This is a genomic window from Cyanobacterium sp., from assembly GCF_054166785.1.
Map to the genome: position 1 here is coordinate 60,200 of NZ_JBSZCP010000023.1, position 22,360 is coordinate 82,559.

Consider the following 22,360-nt stretch of genomic DNA (forward strand, 5'->3'; position numbering starts at 1 on the left):
AATAGATAATTGAGAATTAACAATGGAAAATAAAATTTCCTTTCCCCATCCCTTAACCAACGCAGAAAACTTTATCCTACACCGCAAATAAATTATGAAACTCTTAGAAAAATTATTTTTTGCTAAACCTAAAACCAAAGGATTACCGCCGATGGAAAAAACGGGGAAGGGTATTTCCATTAAAAATGAGGCGGAAATTGCCATTATGCGTCAATCTGCCAAAATTGTGGCAACGGTATTAAAGGAAGTTCAGGAAATTACTCAGGCGGGGATGACTACGGCGGATTTAGATGAATATGCGGAAAAAAGAATTAGGGAAATGGGGGCAACACCTAGTTTTAAGGGTTATCACGGTTTTCCTGCTTCTATTTGTGCCTGTATCAATGAGGAGGTTGTCCATGGTATTCCTCGTGGTGATAAGGTAATTAGAATGGGGGATATTGTTAAGGTTGATACGGGGGCTTTTTACCATGGTTTTCATGGGGATTCTTGTATTACTTTCCCTGTGGGTAAGGTAAAGCGTAGTACCCGCAAACTATTGGAAGTGGCGGAAAATGCCATGTATAAAGGCATTGAACAGGTTAAGGCTGGGAATTATCTAATGGACATTGCTGGGGCGGTGCAAGATTATGTGGAAAGCCATGGTTATACGGTGGTGGAAAATTTTGTAGGGCATGGGGTAGGGCGTAAACTCCATGAAGAGCCTTCGGTTTTTAATGTACGCACTAATAATTTACCTAATGTACAGTTAAAAGCAGGGATGACTTTGGCGATTGAACCTATCATCAACGCTGGATCTAAGCATACCAAATTACTGGGTGATCGTTGGACGGTGGTTACAAAAGATAATCAATTATCTGCTCAATTTGAACATACGGTTTTAGTTACCGAAACGGGTTATGAAATCCTGAGCGATCGCACTTTACTATAACTAAGGTAAAATATACGGGAGCAAACTTATTGGTTAGATGGTATTATGACAATTCGAGTAGGACAAAAAGCACCCGATTTCATGGCTACGGCGGTGGTTGACCAAGAATTTCAAATGGTGAAATTGTCTAACTATCTTGATCAATATGTTGTTTTATTTTTTTATCCCCTCGATTTTACCTTCGTTTGCCCGACAGAAATAATCGCCTTTAGCGATCGCCACGAAGAATTTACCAGTCTCAATACCGAAATACTAGGAGTATCGGTGGATAGTGAATTTGCCCATCTGGCTTGGATTCAAACCGAGAGAAAACAAGGGGGCATCGGTGACATAAATTACCCGTTGGTATCAGACCTCAAAAAAGAAATTAGCACCGCCTACGAAGTCCTAGAACCAGAAGCGGGAATAGCTTTGAGAGGTTTATTCATCATTGACCCAGAAGGCTTGATTCAGTACATGACCATTAATAATTTTTCCTTTGGTCGCAGTGTAGATGAAACCCTGAGAGTATTAAAAGCCATTCAGTATGTGCAATCCCACCAAGACGAAGTATGCCCCATCGACTGGCAAGAAGGGGACAAAACCATGGTAAATGACCCCGTAAAATCTAAGTCTTATTTTGCATCTACTGCCGAATAAAAGTAATCTATCATCTCGAAAAAAGCATGAAATTAGCCCAGACTCCATCGATTGATCTTAAAATCTGTGGTTTAGGATGAGGGAAAAGGCACAAAAAAGAAAAAGACAAGTCACAATGGAATTATAGAGATATTTTATTTTGGCATTTTTTTCGGAGGCAGATTGATGAATAACGTTCCCACCAGTTACCTATTTTGGCTATTTTGGTTGGCTGGTTTTGCTGGAATACATCGTATTTATAACAAAAAGTATGTGAGTGGATTATTCTGGTTATGTACTTTTGGCGTTTTTGGTATTGGACAAATATTAGATCTGTTTTTGATGCCCGACATGGTAGCTGAACATAATTGGAAAATGCAAAGAAGATTGGGAATGAGTCCTGAAGAAAAGTATTTGGCAGGGGGTTTTCATGCACCAACTCAACTTTATACACCCTCCGTACATCCTCCCGTAATGCAGGTTAACCCGCAAGAGCAGGAAAAAAACAAGCCGTTATCGAATGAAGAGATTATGGTTAAATTAGCCCAAACCGCCAGTAATCATAATGGTAGATTGTCCGTAACTAGGGCGGTGGTGGATACTGGTTTAACCTTTGAACAAGTGGAAAGGGGTTTACAGATAATGTCGGAGAGGGGCTATGTGGTGGTTAATAATGATCCAGTGAAAGGACATATTGTGTATGATTTTATGGATATTTCCTAAGTTAAAATAAAATCTTGTTGGGGTAAATAAATGATTTTGAGCATAAAAAAAGGGTTAACGATGTTGTTAACCCTCAGAGTAATTGATTGTCGGTGACAAAAATTAACGTTTAACTAATTTCTTAGTATTAACTTTACGTAGGCGAATAGATTCGGGAGTTACTTCCAATAACTCATCAGGTCCGATATATTCTAAAGCACGTTCTAAATTCATTTCCACGGGAGCTTGTAATTGTACTAACTCATCTCCAGTGGCCGAGCGGTGGTTGGTTAGCTGTTTGGTTTTACAAACATTAATTTCCACATCCTGAGCGCGGTTACACTCACCGATAATCATGCCTTTATAAACTTTAGTACCGGGATGGATAAAGAATACCCCTCTATCCTCAGCATTTTTCATGGCGTAGAAAGTAGAAACCCCCTCTTCAAAGGAAATAAGTACACCGTTGTAACGGGTTTCTAAGTCTCCTACTAAAGGACGATATTCATGGAAACTATGGTTCATGATACCGGCACCTTTGGTCATGCGAATAAAGTCACCACGGAAACCAATTAAACCACGGGCGGGAATCACAAACTCTAATTGAGTACGTCCATTTTCCCCCGACTGCATATCTTGCATTTCTGCTTTACGTTGTCCTAAACGTTCGATACAAGAGCCTTGGGCTTCTTCTGGTACATCTAAAACTAAATATTCAAAAGGTTCGTAGGGTTGTCCATTTACTTCACGGTAAATTACTTGAGGCTGAGATACTTGAAACTCAAAACCTTCACGGCGCATATTTTCAATGAGGATTCCTAGGTGTAATTCACCCCTTCCTGAAACAATAAATTGATCAGCGGACTCTCCATCTTCTACTCTTAAAGCTACATTGGTTTGTAATTCTTTGTCGAGGCGATCGCGAATTTGACGGGAAGTAACAAATTTACCTTCTAATCCTGCAAAAGGAGAATTATTAACAGAGAAGGTCATTCTCAGGGTAGGCTCATCAACCTTAATCAAAGGTAATGGCTGAGGCTCGTTAGGACAAGTAATGGTTTCACCGATATTGGCATCTGCAAATCCTGCTACGGCAACGATATAACCTGCAGTTGCTTCTTGTAGCTCAACTCTTTGTAATCCTTCAAAACCTAATAGCTTAGTAATTCTGGCTTTAACAATACTTCCATCTTCCTTCATTAAAGCCGCTTGTTGCCCTGCTTCAATTTTACCGTTATGGATTCTACCAATAACAATTCTGCCTAAATAATCAGAATAGTCGAGGGTAGTTACTTGTAATTGTAAAGGTTTTTCAGGATCTCCTGCTGGGGGTGGAACATGGTGTAAAATCGCCTCAAATAAGGGCTGCATATCCACATCATCATCATCGATGTTATTTTTAGCAAATCCAGCCAAACCAGAGGCATAAAGGGTGGTAAAGTCGCACTGATCATCATCAGCACCTAATTCCACAAACAAATCAAATACTTTATCTACAGCCCTATCGGGGTGGACATTGGGGCGATCGATTTTATTGACAACAACAATGGGACGTAAACCTTTTTCTAGGGCTTTTTTGAGTACAAAACGAGTTTGGGGCATGGGGCCTTCGTTGGCATCGACGATTAATACACAACCGTCAACCATACCTAAAACCCGTTCAACTTCACCGCCAAAGTCGGCGTGTCCGGGGGTATCTACAATATTAATTAATGTATCTTTGTAGCGTACGGCAGTATTCTTGGAAAGAATTGTAATTCCTCTTTCTTTTTCTATATCATTAGAATCCATGACACAGGTAGGAACTTCTTCTCCTTCTCTGAAGATTCCAGACTGTTGTAATAAAGCATCTACTAGGGTGGTTTTGCCGTGGTCAACGTGGGCAATAATCGCAAGATTGCGAATGGGGAGAGACATATATACTCTTTAACTTATTGTAATGATTATTTATAGTTGCCTTAATTCTAACTGATCATTGTTATTTTTTGTTAATCTTGTGAGTCACTTTGGTTTTTTTATTGTATCTGGATTAAAAAATGTATGGGATACAAAACAAATCAAACCCTAGGTAAATAAATCAATGTACGGAAAACTACACTACCTGAACTGCCCTAATTTGCTTCATTATAGAAGATGAAAATAATCAAATTATGAGCAATCATTACGAAACTTTGATTATTCCAATATTTTAAATTTGTAAATATATTAAATCATTAATCATTTATGGGAAAAGTAGTAGGTATAGATTTAGGTACAACAAACTCCTGTGTGGCAGTAATGGAAGGTGGTAAACCTGTCGTTATTGCTAATGCTGAGGGTTTTAGAACCACTCCTTCTGTGGTTGCCTATGCGAAAAATGGCGATCGCCTAGTAGGACAAATTGCCAAACGTCAAGGGGTAATGAATCCTGAAAATACATTTTATTCTGTAAAACGTTTCATCGGTAGGAGACACGACGAAGTAACCAACGAAACCACCGAAGTATCCTATCAAGTATTAAATGTAAACGGTAACGTAAAATTGGACTGTCCTTCCCAAGGCAAACAATTTGCCCCCGAAGAAATTTCAGCTCAAGTATTACGTAAATTAGTAGAAGACGCTAGTAAATACCTTGGGGAAACCGTTACCGAAGCCGTAATCACCGTTCCCGCATACTTCAACGACTCCCAACGTCAAGCCACTAAAGACGCTGGTAAAATTGCCGGGATCGAAGTAAAACGTATCATCAACGAACCCACCGCCGCTTCCTTAGCCTACGGTTTAGATAAAAAAAGTAACGAAACCATCCTCGTATTTGACTTAGGTGGTGGTACTTTTGACGTATCCGTATTGGAAGTAGGGGACGGAGTATTTGAAGTATTAGCCACCTCTGGGGACACCCATCTAGGGGGAGATGACTTCGACAAAAAAATTGTTGACTTCCTCGCCGCCGACTTCAAAGCAAAAGAAGGTATTGATTTACGCAAAGACAAACAAGCCTTACAACGCTTAACCGAAGCCGCTGAAAAAGCAAAAATTGAACTTTCCAACGTATCCCAAGCAGATATTAACTTACCCTTCATCACCGCCACCCAAGATGGGCCCAAACACTTAGAATTAGGTTTAACTAGAGCTAAATTTGAGGAAATTTGTTCTGATCTAATTGATCGTTGTGCTATCCCCGTTCAAAATGCCCTCAAGGACGCTAAATTAAGCCCTAGCGACATTGATGAGGTAGTTTTAGTCGGTGGTTCTACCCGTATTCCAGCGGTTAAAGAAGTCGTTAAAAAAGTATTAGGAAAAGATCCTAACCAAACCGTTAACCCTGATGAAGTGGTAGCCGTAGGTGCCGCCATTCAAGGGGGTGTACTATCTGGGGAAGTTAAAGACATTCTTTTACTAGACGTTACTCCTTTATCTTTAGGAGTAGAAACCCTCGGCGGTGTCATGACTAAAATTATTCCTAGGAACACCACCATCCCCACCAAAAAATCTGAAACTTTCTCCACCGCAGTAGATAGTCAGAGTAATGTAGAAATTCATGTTTTACAAGGGGAAAGAGAATTTTCTAAAGATAACAAGAGTTTGGGAACTTTCCGCTTAGATGGGATTCCCCCCGCACCCCGTGGAGTACCTCAAATTGAAGTAATTTTTGACATTGATGCTAACGGTATTCTCCATGTGACCGCTAAGGATAAAGGTACTGGTAAAGAACAATCTATCAGCATCACTGGAGCTTCTACTTTACCCGATGAAGATGTAGATCGTATGGTGAAAGAAGCTGAAGCTAATGCGGCAGCCGATAAGGAAAAACGGGAAGCCATTGAGCGTAAAAACCAAGCTGACTCTTTAGTATATCAAGCTGAGAAGCAATTAACAGAGCTAGGAGATAAGGTTTCTGCCGAGGATAAAACTAAGGCGGAAGGTTTAATCGCAGATCTCAAAGATGCGGTAGCTAAGGAAGATGATGAGAAAATTAAAACTGTAATGCCAGAGTTACAACAGGTTCTCTACACCATCGGTACTAACGTTTATCAGCAGTCTGCTGATGGGGCGGCTCCTGGGGGCAGCGCTCCTGGGGCGGATGCTTCCTCTGCTCCTAGTGATGATGGCGATGATGTCATTGATGCGGAGTTTTCCGAAGAAGATAAGTAGTTTTTTAACTAAACAGATTTTATTTTGATTTAGGAGGCGTTGTTTTCAACGTCTCTTTTTTTGTTGGGAAAGAAAATTAGGCGTTGGTGAATTAAGGTATGATTTTTCGTTTTGTTCTACATTCTCCTTGAGACGATCGCCTTTTATCCTTGAGTGGCAATGGAAAAATAATATTATGATTAGAATGTAGCACTTCCATAATCGGGAAAAACCTCGAATATATTTTATATGACTGATTCAGACAAAAAAGAAACAAAAATTACCACTAATCAAGAACAAAGTGAATCCATTGATAAACCCATTACCCCGATTCGTTGTTTTACAGGGAGTAGTATTTCAGGGGCATTGGCGATCGCCGCTTACCTCTTAACAAAATCCATTGTCCAAACCTATGCAGGAATACCCATCCGTTTCGACAACCCCATGGCTGCCCGTATCGCTTCCACCGTCAGAACCCTAATCATGGGCATTACTACCATGGCAACCTTTGTATTTGTAATGGTGACAGTGGGTCTATTTGCCCTCGGCATTCAACTCATCATCAAAAAGCAGAGTTCGAGTCCTAACTCCTAAGCTACTTTCCTGAGAAAAATTAACTATTTATGTAAATTTATGTAAAGTTTGTTAGGATCAAAGATAGAGTAGTAATATATAGATATATAAAAATAATATGCAACCATCTCAACCCACAGAAAGAGAGCTACTAGCTAAGGTTCTCGCACCTCTACTAGAAGATTTTAAGTATTGGTTCTCTCGCTCTATTACTTTACTAGAATCCGAGAGAATAACTTTCTTATCAGAAGAAGAACAAGATGATCTAATGGCTAGAATAAAAAACTCTCAGGAAGAAGTAAAAACAGCTTCTATGCTTTTTAACGCAACGGATGGGATGGCTGGAATAGATACAAAGGTTTTGATGCCTTGGCACAGCCTTGTGGGGGAATGTTGGAGTGTTGCCCGTAGATGGCGCAAAGAAAAAGAATTAAACCAAAATTAGATTTTTCTAAAACAAGAAAGAGCTAAAACTATTTAACAAAAAACTATTACACAAAATTTTGAGCGGAGATTTTAATGTTACACCTAATTTATATTCTTGCCTTTACAGTGATTGCTTTTTTTGCCATTAGCAACTTAATTCGCAGTCTCATTACCATCAGTGGTGAATCCCAGAGAGGTTCTTGGACTGATACCCCTAGACCTATTAATAGAAGAGCATCCCAGTCTTACCGAGTTCCCCATCCCGAATTGTTAGATGATAATGGAGATCCTGTAGATGAGCCTTTATTGGTAATTCGTTCCGTATCGGTAGAAGATGCCCGTCAAAGATTGGATTCTATCTATCAATCCTCCCCCGGACAAACCAGACAAACAGAGGAAGACAGTTAGCATAATTGATAATTGATAATTAATAATGGATAATTAAAGCTAATGTAATTTTTTCTTTGCTTTGCTTTATGGTAATCACCCCTGCGGATGTTAACATTGCTCAATATATAGATCATTCCCTTCTAAACCCCTTAGCTACCACGAAGGATGTGGAATTATGCTGTAATCAAGCCATCGATTGTGGTTTTCCCGCAGTCTGTGTTTATCCTGTCCATGTGAAAAAAGCTGTCTCTATACTTCATACTCAAAAAATTAAGGTAGCCACGGTTATTGGTTTTCCCACAGGAGCGACTACTCCCCAAGTGAAGTTACATGAAGCCCAAGAGGCTACCAATTATGGGGCAGGGGAGTTGGATGTGGTGATTAATTTGGGGTGGTTAAAGGCTGGAAAGTTTGATTGGATTCATAAGGAAATTGCTTCTATTTGTGAGGAAACGGGAATCCCAGTAAAGGCCATTTTAGAAACGACCTGTTTGACAGAAGAAGAAAAGAAAGTGGCGGCGGAAATATGTTTAGATGCGGGGGTAAGTTTCCTGAAAACTAGCACTGGTTGGTTTGGGGGAGCAACGGTGGAAGATGTGGCTCTATTGCACCGTATCTGTAAAGGAAGAGTGGGTATTAAGGCTTCTGGGGGCATTAAGGATTTACAAAGTGCGATCGCCCTTATCAATGCAGGGGCAACCCGTCTAGGAACATCGAGGGGGGTTGAAATTGTTCGGCAACAAAAAGAAAATGTTGATAACTAATTTTCTAATGGGGGAAGGGGTTGAGATTTAGTTAAGAAAATGTTATGATAAAAGATCATGGTTGAACTTACCAAATAAATAGAAGTTCTACAGATTTCAAACACAGAGTCTAATGACAATAACTGATCCTCGTCGTCGCATAGAGCTACAGAAACTCCTAAAAAAATTAGGTTTAACAGATTTATCACAGGTTAACTGGACATTATTAGATACAGCCCTGACTCATCCGAGTGCCTCCCAGAAAAATAATTATGAACAATTAGAATTTGTGGGGGATGCCGTGGTGAGATTAGTTGCCGCTGAATTACTAAAAGAAACCTACCCTGAGTTACCCGTAGGAGAGTATGCAGCCATTCGTTCAGTGATTGTCAGCGATCGCTTTTTAGCCGAAATAGCCGAACAGTATGGATTAGAAACCTATCTAATTATTGCACCTAATGTAAGGGGCGATCGCATGGGGCGTGTTTCCCGTCTTGCGGATGCCTTTGAAGCCATCCTCGGTGCATTATACGAAAGCACCAAAACCATGGAACTAATACGCCATTGGTTAGACCCCATCCTATCAGAAAAAGCAGCCCAAGTTCACGCTGATCCTGCAAGGCAGAACTATAAAGACGCTTTACAGGAATGGACGCAAAGGGTACATAAATCATTACCTACCTATCTTGTTCAAGAACATCGTCTCAATAAAGGAGAAGAAAATGAGCGTTTTGTGGCACAAGTATGGCTAAAAGAGCAACTTCTAGGGGAAGGGAAAGGGGCAACCAAGAAAGCATCTCACCAAGCCGCTGCAAAACAAGCCTTTTATACTTTTGTTAATCAGGGGGAAGTGTCTCCCATGGACAACCAAAGATAAATTATCGGTACTAGAAAACAATTCAAAGTTCTATATCCTAAAATTAAGCCTCAATGATACAAATTGTGGATTTGAATGTAGGACTTTACTTTTGGGGTAAGCACTTCTTTATTTTGATTTTGACGATATTCCGTAGAAGAAACAGGGGGTAATGAATAATCCGCCAAGGTATAGCCTAGGGTGTATTGATCCAGATTTTTTCTTGTTTGAGTATCAACTTGATAACCCGCGCGGGGTAATATTAAAACCTTGACTTGTGACCATAGTTTTTTAGCTTCGTACCAACTAAATATCTGGGATGCCAAATCACTGCCGATAACAAAGGTTAAATCTGATGTTTCTCCCCATTTTTTCTTGGCTTTTTCGATGGTATAGACCGTGCGGCGATCGCCTATATCCGTAGCCAGTTCGATGTTATCATTACCCGTAGAGAGCCTGATTTCTTCTATGAGTAAATCTAACATTTGAGTACGATGGTATAGACTTTTTTGACCCTCTTTAAAGGGATTATCAGAAGCATAAACAGCCGTTAAATCATATTTTTGACTCAAATAACCTAAAATTGTTTTATGGGCAATGGTAGGGGGATCAGCGCTAGTGCCAAAAATAGCAATTTTCATCGAATGGAAAAGGGTGAATTACAAGAAAGGGGAAAGAAGTGCTTACAGACAAGGGGTTTAAACCCCTCGTTAAATGATAAATAACAATATAGCGTTTCTCATAGTTACGGATTTTAAGCCAAGGCAGAATCCCCTAAATTAAGGGGAATATCCTGTAATCTGCCATCTCCCACAGCTTTAATGGCTTCGGTTAAATCTACCTTTCCTGTGTAGATTGCCTTACCCACAATAACACTCTTAACCCCCACCGATTCAAGGGATAACAAACCCAAAATATCACTCAATGAACTAATACCCCCAGAGGCGATGATGGGAATATCGGTAACACTGGCAATTTCCCTCAAGGCTTCTTTATTGGGGCCTACTAATGTACCATCCCGATGGATGTCAGTATAAATGATGGCGGCGGCTTGGGGTGATATGGCTTGGGCTAATGCCGTGGCTTCTACCTCCGAGGTTTCTAACCATCCCTTGGTGGCTACTTTCCCGTTTCTAGCATCGATGCCGATGGCTACTTTTTTGGGGAATGCCTCGCACAATTCTTTTACTAAGGTTGGATTCTCCACGGCTACAGTACCGACAATCGCTCTATCAACTCCTAATTTAAAGAGGGTTTCCACTGAAGTGCGATCGCGCAACCCCCCTCCTACTTGTACGGGAATATCTAAAGTAGAGACGATTTCTTTGATAACATCTACATTCACAGGATGCCCAGCCTTTGCCCCATCCAAATCCACTAAATGTAAACGGGTAGCGCCCTGAGTTTGCCATTGCAAAGCCACTTCCACAGGGTTTTCATTAAATACTTGAGATTGGGCATAATCTCCCTGATATAAACGTACACAATGCCCACCTAATAAATCAATTGCTGGTATTACTTCCATAACCACATTAGCGAAATGTCAAGAACATTCATTATACCCCATTACTTCTCCATCATAATTTTGCGGGGGGGTTTATAAATTTGTGTCAAAATAAAACCGATTACCAGTAAAGCCGTTGCCCCATAAAGGGCGTAATTATAACTAGCGGTGTTATCTTTTATCCAACTAAAAACAAATGGCCCGATAACCCCTGCACTACCCCATGCGGTTAACATTGCCCCATAGATACGTCCAATATTTTCTGAGCCAAAGGCATCGGCGGCAAAGGCAGGCATGGTGGCAAATCCTCCCCCAAGGCAAGAAAGAAGATAACAGGCAATAAACACAAAGATGATGTAACTATTGAGGAAAGGAATAATTAGATATAACACCGCTTGGGTAAGAAACATGGTGGAAAAAATTGCTTTTCTACCAAAAATATCCGATAACCATGCCCAAAATAGTCTTCCTAAACCGTTAAAAATAGCTGCGATCGCCACTACAAAAGCTCCTGCCCTATCCCTTAATAAACTTATTGCTTCGGGGCTTAAATCCTCGAAACTGGGCAAAGAATATAAATCTCTGGCAATGCTTGATAACTGAGAAATAAACCCTAATCCAGCACTAACATTAACAAATAAAATTCCCCACAAAATCCACCACTGAGAAGCACGAATGGCACGGTGAAAATCAAAAGAATCAATGGTATTATTTCCCGTGGGCAACTCATAACCAAGGGGCAACCATCCCGATGGTGGATTGATTAATAATTGGGCAGAAGCCACAATCAAAATTAAAAAAGCCGCCCCCCAAAGATAAAAAGTATTCGGTACTCCAAAATTATTAATAAAATAAGGAGCAATTAAACCAATAAAAAAAGAACCAGCCCCAAAACCCATTACCGCTAAACCCGTCACCAAACCCCTTTTGTCGGGAAACCAACGAATGAGGGTAGCAATGGGGGTAACATAACCAAAACCATTCCCCAATCCTGCTATTAGTCCATAACCGAGGTAGAGAATGAGAAAATTATTTAGTTGAATACCTACCCCTGCGATGATAGTACCCACTCCAAAAAGTAAACCCCCCAAGGTTGCCACAAATTTTGGCCCTTTTTTATCTACTAAAATTCCCCCCACCGCCGCTGCAAAACCAATGATTCCTAGAGCAATGACAAAAGCCATGGAGGTAGCAACCTCTGCCCAACCTTGGTTCGTGACTAATTCATTTTTTATCACACTCCAAGAGTAGATGGTACCTAAACATAGTTGAATGATGATAGCACCCACGGCAATCCACCATCTTTGTTTATCCAAGTTATCTTTGATAAGAAATGTAACCATGAAAATTTAATGATTGAATTATTGAGTTAATTTTTTTCCCAGCGCACCACATACCATTGCAAGTAGCTATTTTCGTCGGGATTAAATTCGCAGTAGTTTTCTAGTAAATATTCAGCTTTTTCTTCGATACTATTATGTTGTGCCACATCACGGGGTAAATCTGTAGAATCGGTTACAACTTTTTTGAGTTTGTCTAATAATTCTGTTTTAGTCATCAATTCTTCTGGTTTATCATTTTCTAAAACAACATAACCATCTTCTTGATACATGATTGAATCGGCCATGGAAAAAATTAATTAGGTGTTAAGGGGTATAAAAATCAGGGGGAATAAAGCGAAAAATTATTGATTGATTATTATTTAAAAACATAAACAAAAATTTTACCATAAAAATAAGGACTAAAACTGAATAAAAAATTAATCCTATTCAATCTTAGTCCTGAGCTTTATATATTGTATTAAAACAAAAAGAAATTTAATAGAAATCATGTTCTTTTTGCATCTGAGGCATTGCCAATTCAAAGTTAGAAGGATCTCTTAAAAAGCGAAATGCTTCTTCTTCAAGGCGATGGATAAGATAAGGTTCAATAATATTTGTCTGACGTAAACAAGCCAAATACCCTTCCATATAAACCCTTAACTCTTCATAACGACTGCCCCTTGCCCATAAATCAACCATTCCATCGGTTAGTTTTTGATAGTATCTGATAGCGATTGTGTCTGTAATCATGTTTTTATTGGCTAGTTATTAAAAGTTTTATATTATGAAATACTTAGCTTCCATATATCCATTCTAGCTTAACTACCCGGAAATCCTACATACCAAAAGTATGTAACCATAGGGATAACCGTAGCAAGAAGTACCAAAAGTACGATCCAGATAGTAGCAATGCCATCATCGGTTTCTTCGGCGGTGGAAAATGTACCTTCGATGTTTAGCTCTTGAATTTCGGGGGGGCCTGGATCTTCTTGTCCTGATAATATGGCAATCATGCGATCGCCCGCATCCACTATAGCTTGATTATATTGCTGATTTTTGAGGGCAAAACCAATGGTTTCTTTGGACACACTCTCGATAATTTCGGGGGTTAACAAACTTTGTAAGGACTCAGCTACATGAATACCACTGCGATTGGTAAGGGTATCAAGGGTTAATAGCACCTGATTTTCTTGCTCCTCGGGGGTAGGATACCATTTTTCAAATACTTCATCGGTGAAGCTATCGATGGTGGCACCATAGTCTAGGCGACGGAGGGTAATTACCCGTAATTCTGTGCCTGTGGCTTGGGCTAGTTTATCAAACATATCATCTAATTTCGCTTCGGTGGCTCGGCTGAGGGTGTCGGCTTCATCTACTACCCATACAGGCTCTCCTGCTCTAACAATGGGCATATCATATACCCCAGTGGCATAGGCGTTGCCCACACCGATACTAAATACGATGGTTAGGGTTAACCATATGCTGGTAATAATACGATACAGTTTTGTCATGATTATGTATCCTTTATTTTTGACTTATAATTTCTTTTACATTATCTCACCCTGAGAGAATTTAGAAAACTTAAGTTTGTCCAAGTTGATGGAATTTCATTTTGTAAAGGATATAAAATAGAAAATAATAAAGCGCTTTATTAGTTTAATTATTATTGATTTTTATTTGATTATTTAACTTTGTTCTATCGATCTTTATTTTCTATTTTCTTTGAGCGTTAGTGTTTATGTTTCTTCAAATCCTATTTATTTTATGATGAAAATTGCGATCGCCCAGTTAAACCCAATTATTGGGGATATAAAAAATAATGCCCAAAAAATTATTGAAGTGGCCCAACAGGCTTCTCAAGATGGGGTGGAATTGTTATTAACCCCTGAATTATCCCTCTGCGGTTATCCCCCCAAAGACTTACTATTTCGCCATGATTTCATTACCACTATGGCACAAGAATTAGAGGCGATCGCCCTTAGGGTACCTTCCACCATCGCAGTATTAGTAGGTTTAGCCACCGAAAACCCCCTAGCCATGGAAAAAGGAGAAAAAGCCCTCCACAATAGTATCGCCCTTATCCAAGGAAGGGAAGTAAAACAAATTTTTCATAAACAACTGCTTCCTAACTACGATGTATTTGAAGAAAAACGCTATTTTGAAATAGGAGAACACCCTAATTATTTTGAACTAAATAATATAAAAATAGGAGTGACTATCTGCGAAGATTTGTGGAATGATGAACTCTTTTGGGGGAAAAGAAACTATAAAATAAATCCCCTTCAATCAATTAATAAACAAGGGGTAGAGCTAATTGTTAACCTATCGGCATCCCCCTATGTGGTCAGAAAACAACAACTAAGGGAAACCATGTTAAAATACTTGGTTAATAAACATAAAATCCCCATTATCTACACTAACCAAATTGGGGGCAATGATGACCTAATTTTTGATGGTAATAGTTTTGCTATCAATAAAGAATCTCAGGTAGTAGCAAGGGCAAAAAGCTACCAAACAGACTTAGTATATGTAGAATACTCTCCCCAAACGAAAGATATACTACCTAGCACCATCAACCCCATGCCAGGGGAAGAAGAAGAAATCTATCAAGCCCTTATCCTTGGGGTAAAAGACTACGCCCGAAAATGTGGATTTAGTAAAGCCGTATTAGGTTTAAGCGGTGGTATAGACTCCGCCCTAGTGGCTAAAATCGCCGTAGATGCCCTCGGCAAAGAAAACGTATTAGGGATATTGATGCCCTCTCCCTATAGCTCAGAACATTCTCTCATCGATGCTTTGCACCTAGCCAAAAACCTTGGTATCACAACCCATAAAATACCCATCGAACCCATGATGGATGACTTTAACACGAACCTCAATCCTATTTTTGATGATGAAACCTTCGGCATAGCCCAAGAAAATCTCCAATCCAGAATTAGAGGTACAATTTTAATGGCGATCGCCAATAAATTTGGTCATTTACTCCTCTCCACAGGCAACAAATCAGAAATGGCAGTGGGATACTGTACCCTTTACGGAGATATGAATGGAGGACTAGCCGTCATTGCCGATGTACCTAAAACCAAAGTTTTTTCCCTTTGTCGTTGGTTAAACCATGATCAAGAAATTATCCCCAATAATATAATTATCAAGCCCCCCAGTGCCGAATTAAAACCTAATCAAAAAGACGAAGACTCCTTACCCCCCTACCCCATCCTTGACGATATTCTGGAACGTTATCTTAATTTTCATCAATCGGAACAAGAAATTGTTACATCAGGCTACGATTTAAATACTGTCAAAAAAGTATTAGCATTAGTCGTCAAAGCCGAATTTAAGCGGAAACAAGCCCCTCCTGTACTCAAAATTACCGATAGGGCTTTTGGCACTGGTTGGAAAATGCCCATTGCCAGTCGTTGGTGATTTTAACAACGCCAAGAAATTAATTGTCTTTAACCTAGTTATCGATTATTATTCTAATGACATAACTGTATAATCTGAGTATCTGGATAATTGAGGAGGGAACTATAAATCAAATGACAGAAAATCCTATTAGTAACACAGATTCTCGTCATCAGTTAAGGGATTTAGTGGCTTCTCAATTAAAGTTGATGTTAGATGCTAATAACCTAAAGGGAGCAAAATCCTTACTTATTCCTGTGCAACCAGTGGATATTGCTGAGGCCATTGAAGATTTGCCCGAAACCATGCAGTTAATAGCTTTTCGTCTTCTTAGTAAAACTGAAGCCATTGATGTATATGAACATTTAGACTATAACACTCAACAGGCTTTGATCGAAGAATTTAAGCGTCAGGAGGTGTTGGATATTGTCGATAAGATGTCCCCTGATGATAGAGCTAGATTATTTGATGAGTTACCCGCTTCGGTGGTAAAACGCATTTTGGCTCAACTTAGCCCCGAGGAAAGACAGGCAACTAATTTGTTGTTGGGCTATGAGGAAAATACGGCAGGAAGAATTATGACTCCTGAGTATATTTCTTTGAAAGCTCATCTCACCCTTGGGGAAACCTTGGATAGGTTGCGATCGCACGCTACGGTATCAGAACTAATTTACTATATCTATGTAACGGACGAATCCCGCCATTTAACTGGGGTTGTATCCCTAAGAGACTTGGTAATTCATGATCCCCATCAAACCTTGGGAGATGTGATGAAATCCGATGTTATCTACATTAAAACAGATATGGATCAAGAGGAAGTCGCTAAATTAGTACAAAGATACGACTTTTTAGCAGTGCCAGTGGTAGATAGGGAATTAAGGTTGGTGGGTATTGTCACCGTTGATGATGTCATTGATATTATTGAAAAGGAAGCCACGGAGGACATTTATGCCTTGGGTGCGGTGCAATCTGACGGGGATAATTATTTTGAAACCAATCTTTTCACCGTTGCCCGTCGTCGGGTTAGTTGGTTATTGGTGTTGTTACTAACCAATACCTTCACAGGTAGCATTATCGGGGCGCAGGAAGACATTTTAGCCGAAATAACTGTTTTAGCCGCTTTTATTCCCCTCCTCATCGACAGTGGGGGTAATATTGGTACTCAATCATCTACGGTGGTAATTCGTGGTTTAAGCACCGATGAATTAAAGGATTTTGGCGTAGGTAAAGTTATATTGAGAGAGGCGATCGCCGGGGCTCTTTTAGGTTTAGGTTTAGGTTTAATCACCATATTATGGGCTTACTTCTTACCCCAGAGTAATCGTAATATCACTGTTGCCCTGAGTGTAGGTATTAGTTTAATGGCAATCTCCGTATTAGCCTCCGTGGCAGGTTCGGGTTTACCATTCCTGTTTAAACGCCTAAACTTAGATCCAGCCCTCATGTCTGGCCCTTTTATTACTACTGCGGTGGACGTTTTAGGAGTATTAATTTATTTCAACGTTGCGAGACAAATGTTGGGCTTCTAAAACAATGGACTATTAAACCTTAAATTCGAGCATTCCTAATCTAAATAAAATTACCGTCATCGATGGTCAAAAAAGCTATAAATATTCCCAATAAATATAAAAATTTAATCCTTGCCATTGGTCCTGGCATTTTGATGGCGGGGGCAGCCATTGGGGTTTCCCATCTTGTCCAAGCCACGAGGGCGGGGGCTGATTACGGCTTTTCTTTATTGTGGTTATTGATTTTAGCCATTGTCAGTAAATATCCTTTTATGGAATTTGGCCCTCGATATGCTTCGGCAACGGGAGAAACCCTCATCAAAGGCTATCGACGTATGGGCAACTATGCTTACTGGGTATATATAGCCCTCACGGTAGGAACAATGTTTATTATTCAAGCGGCCGTAACCGTTGTCACCGCAGGATTAGCAGAGCAATTATTTAATTTTGGTTGGTCTAGTGTGGTATGGAGTGGCATTATCTTAGCTTTATGTATTGCTTTGTTATACATCGGGCATTACAAAGTCCTTGACCTAACCATGAAATTTATTATCTCCCTCCTTACTATTTGTACCGTATTAGCCGTAATTATGGCGGTGGGGGCAAGGGTAGGTAGTGAGCCGGTGAGGGCAATTCCTCCCTCCTATTGGACTCCTACGGGCATTACCTTTGCTATCGCTTTCATGGGCTGGATGCCGATTCCCCTCGATGCGGCGGTATGGCATTCTATTTGGACAGGGGAAAGGGCAAAACAAACCCATTATTTACCAAGTTTAAAAGAGGCTAATATTGACTTTAATTTAGGTTATTTATCCGCAGGTTTTATTGGTTTATTATTCTTTCTTTTGGGTGCTTTGGTTATGTTTGGTAGTGGGGAAAGTTTTTCTAATAATAGTGTCCAATTTTCTGTGCAAGTAATCCAACTTTATAGTAATACCCTTGGTAGTTGGAGTACCCCCATAATTGCGATCGCCGCTTTGATTACCATGTTTAGCACTACTTTGGCGGTAACGGATGCCTATCCCCGTGTCATGGCTACCCTATGGGCAGAGCATCATCCTAACTCCGAAATTGACCAAAGTAAATCCATTATTTACAGATTATCATTGTTTGTTGTACCTGCGATCGCCCTTCTAATTTTACAGTTTTTGGCAGGACAAGCATTCACCACTCTTATTGATTTTGCTTCGGGATTGTCTTTCATCGCCGCCCCCATTCTTGGTTGGTTTAACCTCAAACTAATTACGGGAAAATTTACCCCTACGGTAGCTAGACCAAATAAATTTTATAAATATTTTAGTTGGGTATGCTTATCATGGTTAATTGCCTTTACTTTGATTTGGTTTTATTGGCAATTCTTCCATTAAAAAAAATTGTAATGTTTTAATCAATAATCGTATTATTTTTATATTAATTAACTATTAGTAAAATTATCAAATCCTGAGCAATGGTATATGTTAAACGAGTAGAACTATCAAAATTTAAATCCTTTGGAGGTAGTAACGCAGTTCCTTTTTTGCCTGGTTTTACCGTCATTTCTGGACCCAATGGCTCTGGGAAGTCTAACATATTAGATGCTCTTTTATTTTGTTTAGGTTTAGCAAGTTCAAAGGGAATGCGTGCCGATAGATTACCCGATTTAATTAATAATAGTCAAAAGGGTAATAGTAAAACCTTAGAAACCATCGTTTCCGTTACTTTTGATGTGTCAGATTTTGAAGATTTAGATAACTTGGAAAGAGATAATAGTGAAGAAGAAAATAACAATAATATTGATTTAAAATCCTTAACAGAATTAAAAATTACCCGTCGTTTAAGGGTGACAAAAAAAGGCAGTTATGCTTCTACTTTTTATGTAAATGATCAACCTTGTACCGCTACGGAATTACAAACTCAATTAAACCGTTTACGCATCTATCCTGAGGGTTATAACGTGGTGTTGCAGGGGGATGTTACCCGCATTATTACCATGAATGCAAAAGAGAGAAGGGAGATAATTGATGAGTTGGCAGGGGTAGCAGAATTTGACCGTAAAATTAATCAAACTAGATCAACTTTGGATGCGGTAAAGGAGAGGGAAGAAAAGTGTCATATTATTACTCAAGAATTGTCTGCTTATGGGGAGAAGTTACAACAAGATTCTCAAAAAGCAGCAAAATATCAAAAGTTAAAAGCCAAAATTCAGGAGAAAAAAGAGTGGGCTATTGTTATTAATTGGCGTTATCTTCAAGAAAGAGAAAATCAGCTTAATCAGGAAATAATTAGGTTAGAAAATGAGCAAGAAAATAAACAACAGGAATTAATTTTAATTAGGGGAAAAAGTGCGATCGCCCTTAACCATTTAGAAGAATTAAATAAAGAAGTAAAAGCATTAGGAGAAGAAGAACAAATTTCCATTGCCTCCAAACTTGCTACCCAAAAAGCTAAAAGACAACAGTTAAACCAAAGACAAGAAGAATTAAAAAAATTATCCCAAGAAAATATCATTAACCAAGAACAAATACAAATCACTCAACAAGAATATCAAAAACAATTAAATAACCTTACTCAACAAAAACAAAAGCTAGAAAACAATCAACTTCCCAGCCTAGAAACTGATAAAAATAATTTAAAAACTACCCTCGAAAAATTAAAACAATCCGCCCAACAAATAGCCTCCGAATCTCAAGTATGGGTAGAAAAACAAACAGCCCTAAATCAAGAAATTAATCATATTCAAAACCTTCTTAATCCTCAACTAACAAAAAAAGCCCTATTAGAAGAACGTTGTCAACAACTACAAACCACCATCAACAATGAAAACCAACAACTAACCCATTTAGAAACCCAAATTAATCATCAACTTAACTCCCCATCCGATTTTGAACAAGAAATCCAAACCCTAGAAAAAACCATCCAAAACCTAGCCCAAAAATTAACCAACCTAGAGCAAGAAATCACCCTCAACCAAGAAACCATCAATCGCCTACTTATCGAACAACGAGACAAACAAAGACAACTCGACAAGCTAGAAGCCACCAAACAAGCCCAACAAGAAGCCCAAGGCACCCATGCCAGTAAAATAATTCTTAACTCCGACTTACCCGGAGTATGTGGCTTAGTCGCCCAACTGGGACAAGTAGAAACCGTCTATCAACTCGCCCTCGAAATTTGCGCAGGGGGAAGACTAGGTTTTATCGTCGTCGAAGATGATTCCATTGCCGCCGCAGGCATCAAACTTCTCAAAGAAAAAAAAGCAGGACGAGCAACTTTCCTTCCTCTCAATAAAATCAAAGCCCCCCGTCTTCACCAACTAGGTGGAATCCAATACGCCCAAGGTTATATAGACTTAGCCGTTAACCTCATCACCTGCGAAGATAAATACTACCCAATTTTTGCCTATGTTTTCGGTAATACCATGGTATTTTCTGACCTAGAATCCGCCCGTAGTTTCATCGGTCAAGAAAGAATTGTTACCCTCGATGGAGAATTATTAGAAGCCAGTGGTGCCATGACTGGGGGAAGTATCAACAAGCGTAACGCCCTTCACTTTGGTAATGCCGTTAATACCGATTCTACGGAAGTGGAGATGTTGTACAAACGTATTCAAGAAATTGAAGACATAGTTATCCAGCTTAATCTTAAAATAAGCGAAAAAAGACAACAAGTCAAGACCTTATCCGAAGAGCTAAATCAAACAAGACAAAATAGGCAAAAAAAACAACTTGATTTTGAACAATGGCAAAAAGAAAATAGTCGCTTAGAAACAGAAAAAGAAAAAATAATTACTAATAATGGTCAAAATTATCAGCAGTTAGTAGAAGCGAAACAAGAGTTAACTAATCTTGATAAAAATATTCCAATATTAGAACTAAAATTAACAGAAAAACAGGCTCAATTAAAACAATTAGAATCTAGCTATGATAATCAAGAATGGCAAAATTTACAATCACAAATTCAAACCCAAGAATTAGATTTAGAAGAACAGCAAAAATTAATAAATCAAGCTCAAAATAAATTACAATCTTTAGTAAATCAATGTATAGATATAGAATTAAAACAAACTCAAAATAAGGAAAAATTAACCAATATTATTGAATCCCAAGAAAAAATAATCATCGAAACCCAAGATAATCATAATAATTTGGACTTATTAGAGCAAGAAATCAAAAATTATGAAATACAATTTCAAGAATTAGCCCAGAAATTAGCAGATATAAAAAAAGCCAGAGATGCCCAAGAAAAAGACCTGAAAAAACTTGAAAATCAGCAACAACAACTTAGCTGGAATTTAGAAAAAATACTTTTACAACATCAAGAAAATCAAACAAAACTAACAGAACTAAAAACTAAACTAGAAGAAATTACTCCAGAACTGCCCAATCCTTTACCCGAAATTCCCCATTTAATTAACCAAGAAGGGGAAGACAACAAAATTATTTTTGATAACCTGCAAGAACAACTAGAGCAAATTAACAAAGAAATTCGCAACGGACAAAAAAGACTAGAAGCCCTCGAACCAGTTAATATGTTAGCCCTAGAAGAGTATGAAAAAAACCAAGAAAGACTCAAAGAGTTGTCCGATAAATTAGCTACCCTAGAAGGAGAAAGAACTGAACTATTATTAAGGGTAGAAAACTTTACTACCCTCAGATTAAGAGCATTTAACGAAGCCTTTACGGCGGTAAATGAGAACTTTAAAACTATTTTTGCTACCCTCTCCGAAGGGGATGGCTATTTAAAATTAGAAGATGAAAATAATCCCTTTAATGGTGGTTTAACCCTCGTTGCTCACCCCAAAGGAAAACCTGTAACCAGATTAAGTTCCATGTCCGGGGGGGAAAAATCCTTGACTGCTTTGAGTTTTATTTTTGCCCTACAAAGATACCGCCCTTCCCCTTTTTATGCCTTCGATGAAGTGGATATGTTTTTAGATGGTGCCAATGTGGAAAAACTATCAAAAATGATTCAGCAACAGGCAAAATTAGCTCAATTTATTGTGGTTAGTTTACGTCGTCCGATGATTGAAGCCTCCGAGCGCACCATAGGCGTTACCCAAGCTAGGGGTGCATATACCCAAGTATTAGGCATAAAATTATAAAAAATAAAAACCACGCCTAAAAAAGCGTGGCAGAGTATGATTTAAATTAACATGAACTACAGCAATCCGCTACTCTGAGATTGCTGTTTCTGACGCTTCTTTGCAGACATCTGCTTTTTCGCCCCAAGTTGCCTCATACTTCCGCATTCGGTAGAGCTTGACGACTCTGCATCTAAAGAGGCACGTTCCATA

General features: G+C 39.0%; 20 protein-coding genes. 13 read left to right on the forward strand and 7 right to left on the reverse strand.

Features of this window, described 5'->3' with window-relative positions:
- Positions 1-94: 94 nt before the first annotated feature.
- From map to ACXITR_RS04120, 3 genes are all read left to right on the forward strand, one after another.
- Positions 95-931, forward strand: a complete 837-nt coding sequence (gene map / locus ACXITR_RS04110; RefSeq protein ID WP_457995958.1) for a type I methionyl aminopeptidase — start codon at positions 95-97, stop codon at positions 929-931.
- A 45-nt stretch (positions 932-976) separates the two neighbouring features.
- Entirely contained in the window at positions 977-1,570 is a 594-nt protein-coding gene (locus tag ACXITR_RS04115; RefSeq protein ID WP_457995959.1) for a redoxin domain-containing protein, read from the forward strand.
- A gap of 165 nt (positions 1,571-1,735) precedes the next feature.
- The gene (locus tag ACXITR_RS04120; protein ID WP_457995960.1) at positions 1,736-2,272 is read left to right on the forward strand and encodes a TM2 domain-containing protein; all 537 of its coding nucleotides are present in this window, start codon (positions 1,736-1,738) and stop codon (positions 2,270-2,272) included.
- Between the two features lie 102 nt (positions 2,273-2,374).
- Here the strand turns inward: ACXITR_RS04120 and typA are convergent, their stop codons facing one another.
- On the reverse strand, positions 2,375-4,168 hold the full coding sequence (gene typA / locus ACXITR_RS04125; protein ID WP_457995961.1) for a translational GTPase TypA: 1,794 nt from the start codon (positions 4,166-4,168) through the stop codon (positions 2,375-2,377).
- A 306-nt stretch (positions 4,169-4,474) separates the two neighbouring features.
- Here typA and dnaK point away from each other — a divergent pair, with 306 nt between their 5' ends.
- The 6 genes from dnaK to rnc all read left to right on the forward strand — a co-directional run bounded on the left by dnaK (position 4,475) and on the right by rnc (position 9,373).
- Entirely contained in the window at positions 4,475-6,385 is a 1,911-nt protein-coding gene (gene dnaK, locus ACXITR_RS04130; RefSeq protein WP_457995962.1) for a molecular chaperone DnaK, read from the forward strand.
- Positions 6,386-6,613: 228 nt separating this feature from the next.
- On the forward strand, positions 6,614-6,958 hold the full coding sequence (locus ACXITR_RS04135) for a DUF3082 domain-containing protein (RefSeq protein WP_457995963.1): 345 nt from the start codon (positions 6,614-6,616) through the stop codon (positions 6,956-6,958).
- 97 nt (positions 6,959-7,055) lie between these two features.
- Positions 7,056-7,382, forward strand: coding sequence for a DUF2605 domain-containing protein (locus ACXITR_RS04140; protein WP_457995964.1), 327 nt, complete (start codon positions 7,056-7,058; stop codon positions 7,380-7,382).
- A 74-nt stretch (positions 7,383-7,456) separates the two neighbouring features.
- Positions 7,457-7,771: a DUF2973 domain-containing protein gene (locus ACXITR_RS04145; protein WP_457995965.1), complete on the forward strand. Its 315-nt coding sequence runs from the start codon at positions 7,457-7,459 to the stop codon at positions 7,769-7,771.
- Between the two features lie 68 nt (positions 7,772-7,839).
- Positions 7,840-8,517: a deoxyribose-phosphate aldolase gene (deoC, locus tag ACXITR_RS04150; protein WP_457995966.1), complete on the forward strand. Its 678-nt coding sequence runs from the start codon at positions 7,840-7,842 to the stop codon at positions 8,515-8,517.
- A gap of 112 nt (positions 8,518-8,629) precedes the next feature.
- On the forward strand, positions 8,630-9,373 hold the full coding sequence (rnc, locus tag ACXITR_RS04155; RefSeq protein WP_457995967.1) for a ribonuclease III: 744 nt from the start codon (positions 8,630-8,632) through the stop codon (positions 9,371-9,373).
- Positions 9,374-9,423: 50 nt separating this feature from the next.
- Here the strand turns inward: rnc and ACXITR_RS04160 are convergent, their stop codons facing one another.
- The 6 genes from ACXITR_RS04160 to psb32 form a co-directional block, all read right to left on the reverse strand.
- Positions 9,424-9,993 (reverse strand): nicotinate-nucleotide adenylyltransferase, encoded by a 570-nt coding sequence (locus ACXITR_RS04160; RefSeq protein WP_457995968.1) that lies wholly within the window; start codon positions 9,991-9,993, stop codon positions 9,424-9,426.
- A 113-nt stretch (positions 9,994-10,106) separates the two neighbouring features.
- Positions 10,107-10,877 carry a 1-(5-phosphoribosyl)-5-[(5-phosphoribosylamino)methylideneamino]imidazole-4-carboxamide isomerase gene (hisA, locus tag ACXITR_RS04165; RefSeq protein WP_457995969.1) on the reverse strand — a complete coding sequence of 257 codons (771 nt, stop codon included), beginning with the start codon at positions 10,875-10,877 and terminating at the stop codon, positions 10,107-10,109.
- 41 nt (positions 10,878-10,918) lie between these two features.
- The gene (locus ACXITR_RS04170) at positions 10,919-12,199 is read right to left on the reverse strand and encodes an L-lactate MFS transporter (RefSeq protein ID WP_457995970.1); all 1,281 of its coding nucleotides are present in this window, start codon (positions 12,197-12,199) and stop codon (positions 10,919-10,921) included.
- A 26-nt stretch (positions 12,200-12,225) separates the two neighbouring features.
- Positions 12,226-12,483, reverse strand: a complete 258-nt coding sequence (locus tag ACXITR_RS04175; protein ID WP_457995971.1) for a chlororespiratory reduction protein 7 — start codon at positions 12,481-12,483, stop codon at positions 12,226-12,228.
- A gap of 190 nt (positions 12,484-12,673) precedes the next feature.
- The gene (locus ACXITR_RS04180; RefSeq protein WP_069790298.1) at positions 12,674-12,928 is read right to left on the reverse strand and encodes a DUF6761 family protein; all 255 of its coding nucleotides are present in this window, start codon (positions 12,926-12,928) and stop codon (positions 12,674-12,676) included.
- A 68-nt stretch (positions 12,929-12,996) separates the two neighbouring features.
- Positions 12,997-13,689, reverse strand: a complete 693-nt coding sequence (gene psb32 / locus ACXITR_RS04185) for a photosystem II repair protein Psb32 (RefSeq protein WP_457995972.1) — start codon at positions 13,687-13,689, stop codon at positions 12,997-12,999.
- A 256-nt stretch (positions 13,690-13,945) separates the two neighbouring features.
- Here psb32 and ACXITR_RS04190 point away from each other — a divergent pair, with 256 nt between their 5' ends.
- The 4 genes from ACXITR_RS04190 to smc all read left to right on the forward strand — a co-directional run bounded on the left by ACXITR_RS04190 (position 13,946) and on the right by smc (position 22,168).
- On the forward strand, positions 13,946-15,601 hold the full coding sequence (locus ACXITR_RS04190) for an NAD+ synthase (RefSeq protein WP_457995979.1): 1,656 nt from the start codon (positions 13,946-13,948) through the stop codon (positions 15,599-15,601).
- Between the two features lie 113 nt (positions 15,602-15,714).
- On the forward strand, positions 15,715-17,109 hold the full coding sequence (gene mgtE / locus ACXITR_RS04195; protein WP_457995973.1) for a magnesium transporter: 1,395 nt from the start codon (positions 15,715-15,717) through the stop codon (positions 17,107-17,109).
- Positions 17,110-17,171: 62 nt separating this feature from the next.
- On the forward strand, positions 17,172-18,455 hold the full coding sequence (locus ACXITR_RS04200) for an Nramp family divalent metal transporter (RefSeq protein ID WP_457995974.1): 1,284 nt from the start codon (positions 17,172-17,174) through the stop codon (positions 18,453-18,455).
- Positions 18,456-18,535: 80 nt separating this feature from the next.
- Positions 18,536-22,168, forward strand: coding sequence for a chromosome segregation protein SMC (smc, locus tag ACXITR_RS04205; RefSeq protein WP_457995975.1), 3,633 nt, complete (start codon positions 18,536-18,538; stop codon positions 22,166-22,168).
- Positions 22,169-22,360 lie beyond the last annotated feature (192 nt).

Excerpts from the sequence above, each read along its gene's own strand:
- map (WP_457995958.1), top strand. The coding sequence starts at position 95 with ATGAAACTCTTAGAAAAATTATTTTTTGCTAAACCTAAAACCAAAGGA.
- ACXITR_RS04115 (WP_457995959.1), top strand. The coding sequence starts at position 977 with ATGACAATTCGAGTAGGACAAAAAGCACCCGATTTCATGGCTACGGCG.
- ACXITR_RS04120 (WP_457995960.1), top strand. The coding sequence starts at position 1,736 with ATGAATAACGTTCCCACCAGTTACCTATTTTGGCTATTTTGGTTGGCT.
- typA (WP_457995961.1), bottom strand. The coding sequence starts at position 4,168 with ATGTCTCTCCCCATTCGCAATCTTGCGATTATTGCCCACGTTGACCAC.
- dnaK (WP_457995962.1), top strand. The coding sequence starts at position 4,475 with ATGGGAAAAGTAGTAGGTATAGATTTAGGTACAACAAACTCCTGTGTG.
- ACXITR_RS04135 (WP_457995963.1), top strand. The coding sequence starts at position 6,614 with ATGACTGATTCAGACAAAAAAGAAACAAAAATTACCACTAATCAAGAA.
- ACXITR_RS04140 (WP_457995964.1), top strand. The coding sequence starts at position 7,056 with ATGCAACCATCTCAACCCACAGAAAGAGAGCTACTAGCTAAGGTTCTC.
- ACXITR_RS04145 (WP_457995965.1), top strand. The coding sequence starts at position 7,457 with ATGTTACACCTAATTTATATTCTTGCCTTTACAGTGATTGCTTTTTTT.
- deoC (WP_457995966.1), top strand. The coding sequence starts at position 7,840 with ATGGTAATCACCCCTGCGGATGTTAACATTGCTCAATATATAGATCAT.
- rnc (WP_457995967.1), top strand. The coding sequence starts at position 8,630 with ATGACAATAACTGATCCTCGTCGTCGCATAGAGCTACAGAAACTCCTA.
- ACXITR_RS04160 (WP_457995968.1), bottom strand. The coding sequence starts at position 9,993 with ATGAAAATTGCTATTTTTGGCACTAGCGCTGATCCCCCTACCATTGCC.
- hisA (WP_457995969.1), bottom strand. The coding sequence starts at position 10,877 with ATGGAAGTAATACCAGCAATTGATTTATTAGGTGGGCATTGTGTACGT.
- ACXITR_RS04170 (WP_457995970.1), bottom strand. The coding sequence starts at position 12,199 with ATGGTTACATTTCTTATCAAAGATAACTTGGATAAACAAAGATGGTGG.
- ACXITR_RS04175 (WP_457995971.1), bottom strand. The coding sequence starts at position 12,483 with ATGGCCGATTCAATCATGTATCAAGAAGATGGTTATGTTGTTTTAGAA.
- ACXITR_RS04180 (WP_069790298.1), bottom strand. The coding sequence starts at position 12,928 with ATGATTACAGACACAATCGCTATCAGATACTATCAAAAACTAACCGAT.
- psb32 (WP_457995972.1), bottom strand. The coding sequence starts at position 13,689 with ATGACAAAACTGTATCGTATTATTACCAGCATATGGTTAACCCTAACC.
- ACXITR_RS04190 (WP_457995979.1), top strand. The coding sequence starts at position 13,946 with ATGAAAATTGCGATCGCCCAGTTAAACCCAATTATTGGGGATATAAAA.
- mgtE (WP_457995973.1), top strand. The coding sequence starts at position 15,715 with ATGACAGAAAATCCTATTAGTAACACAGATTCTCGTCATCAGTTAAGG.
- ACXITR_RS04200 (WP_457995974.1), top strand. The coding sequence starts at position 17,172 with ATGGTCAAAAAAGCTATAAATATTCCCAATAAATATAAAAATTTAATC.
- smc (WP_457995975.1), top strand. The coding sequence starts at position 18,536 with ATGGTATATGTTAAACGAGTAGAACTATCAAAATTTAAATCCTTTGGA.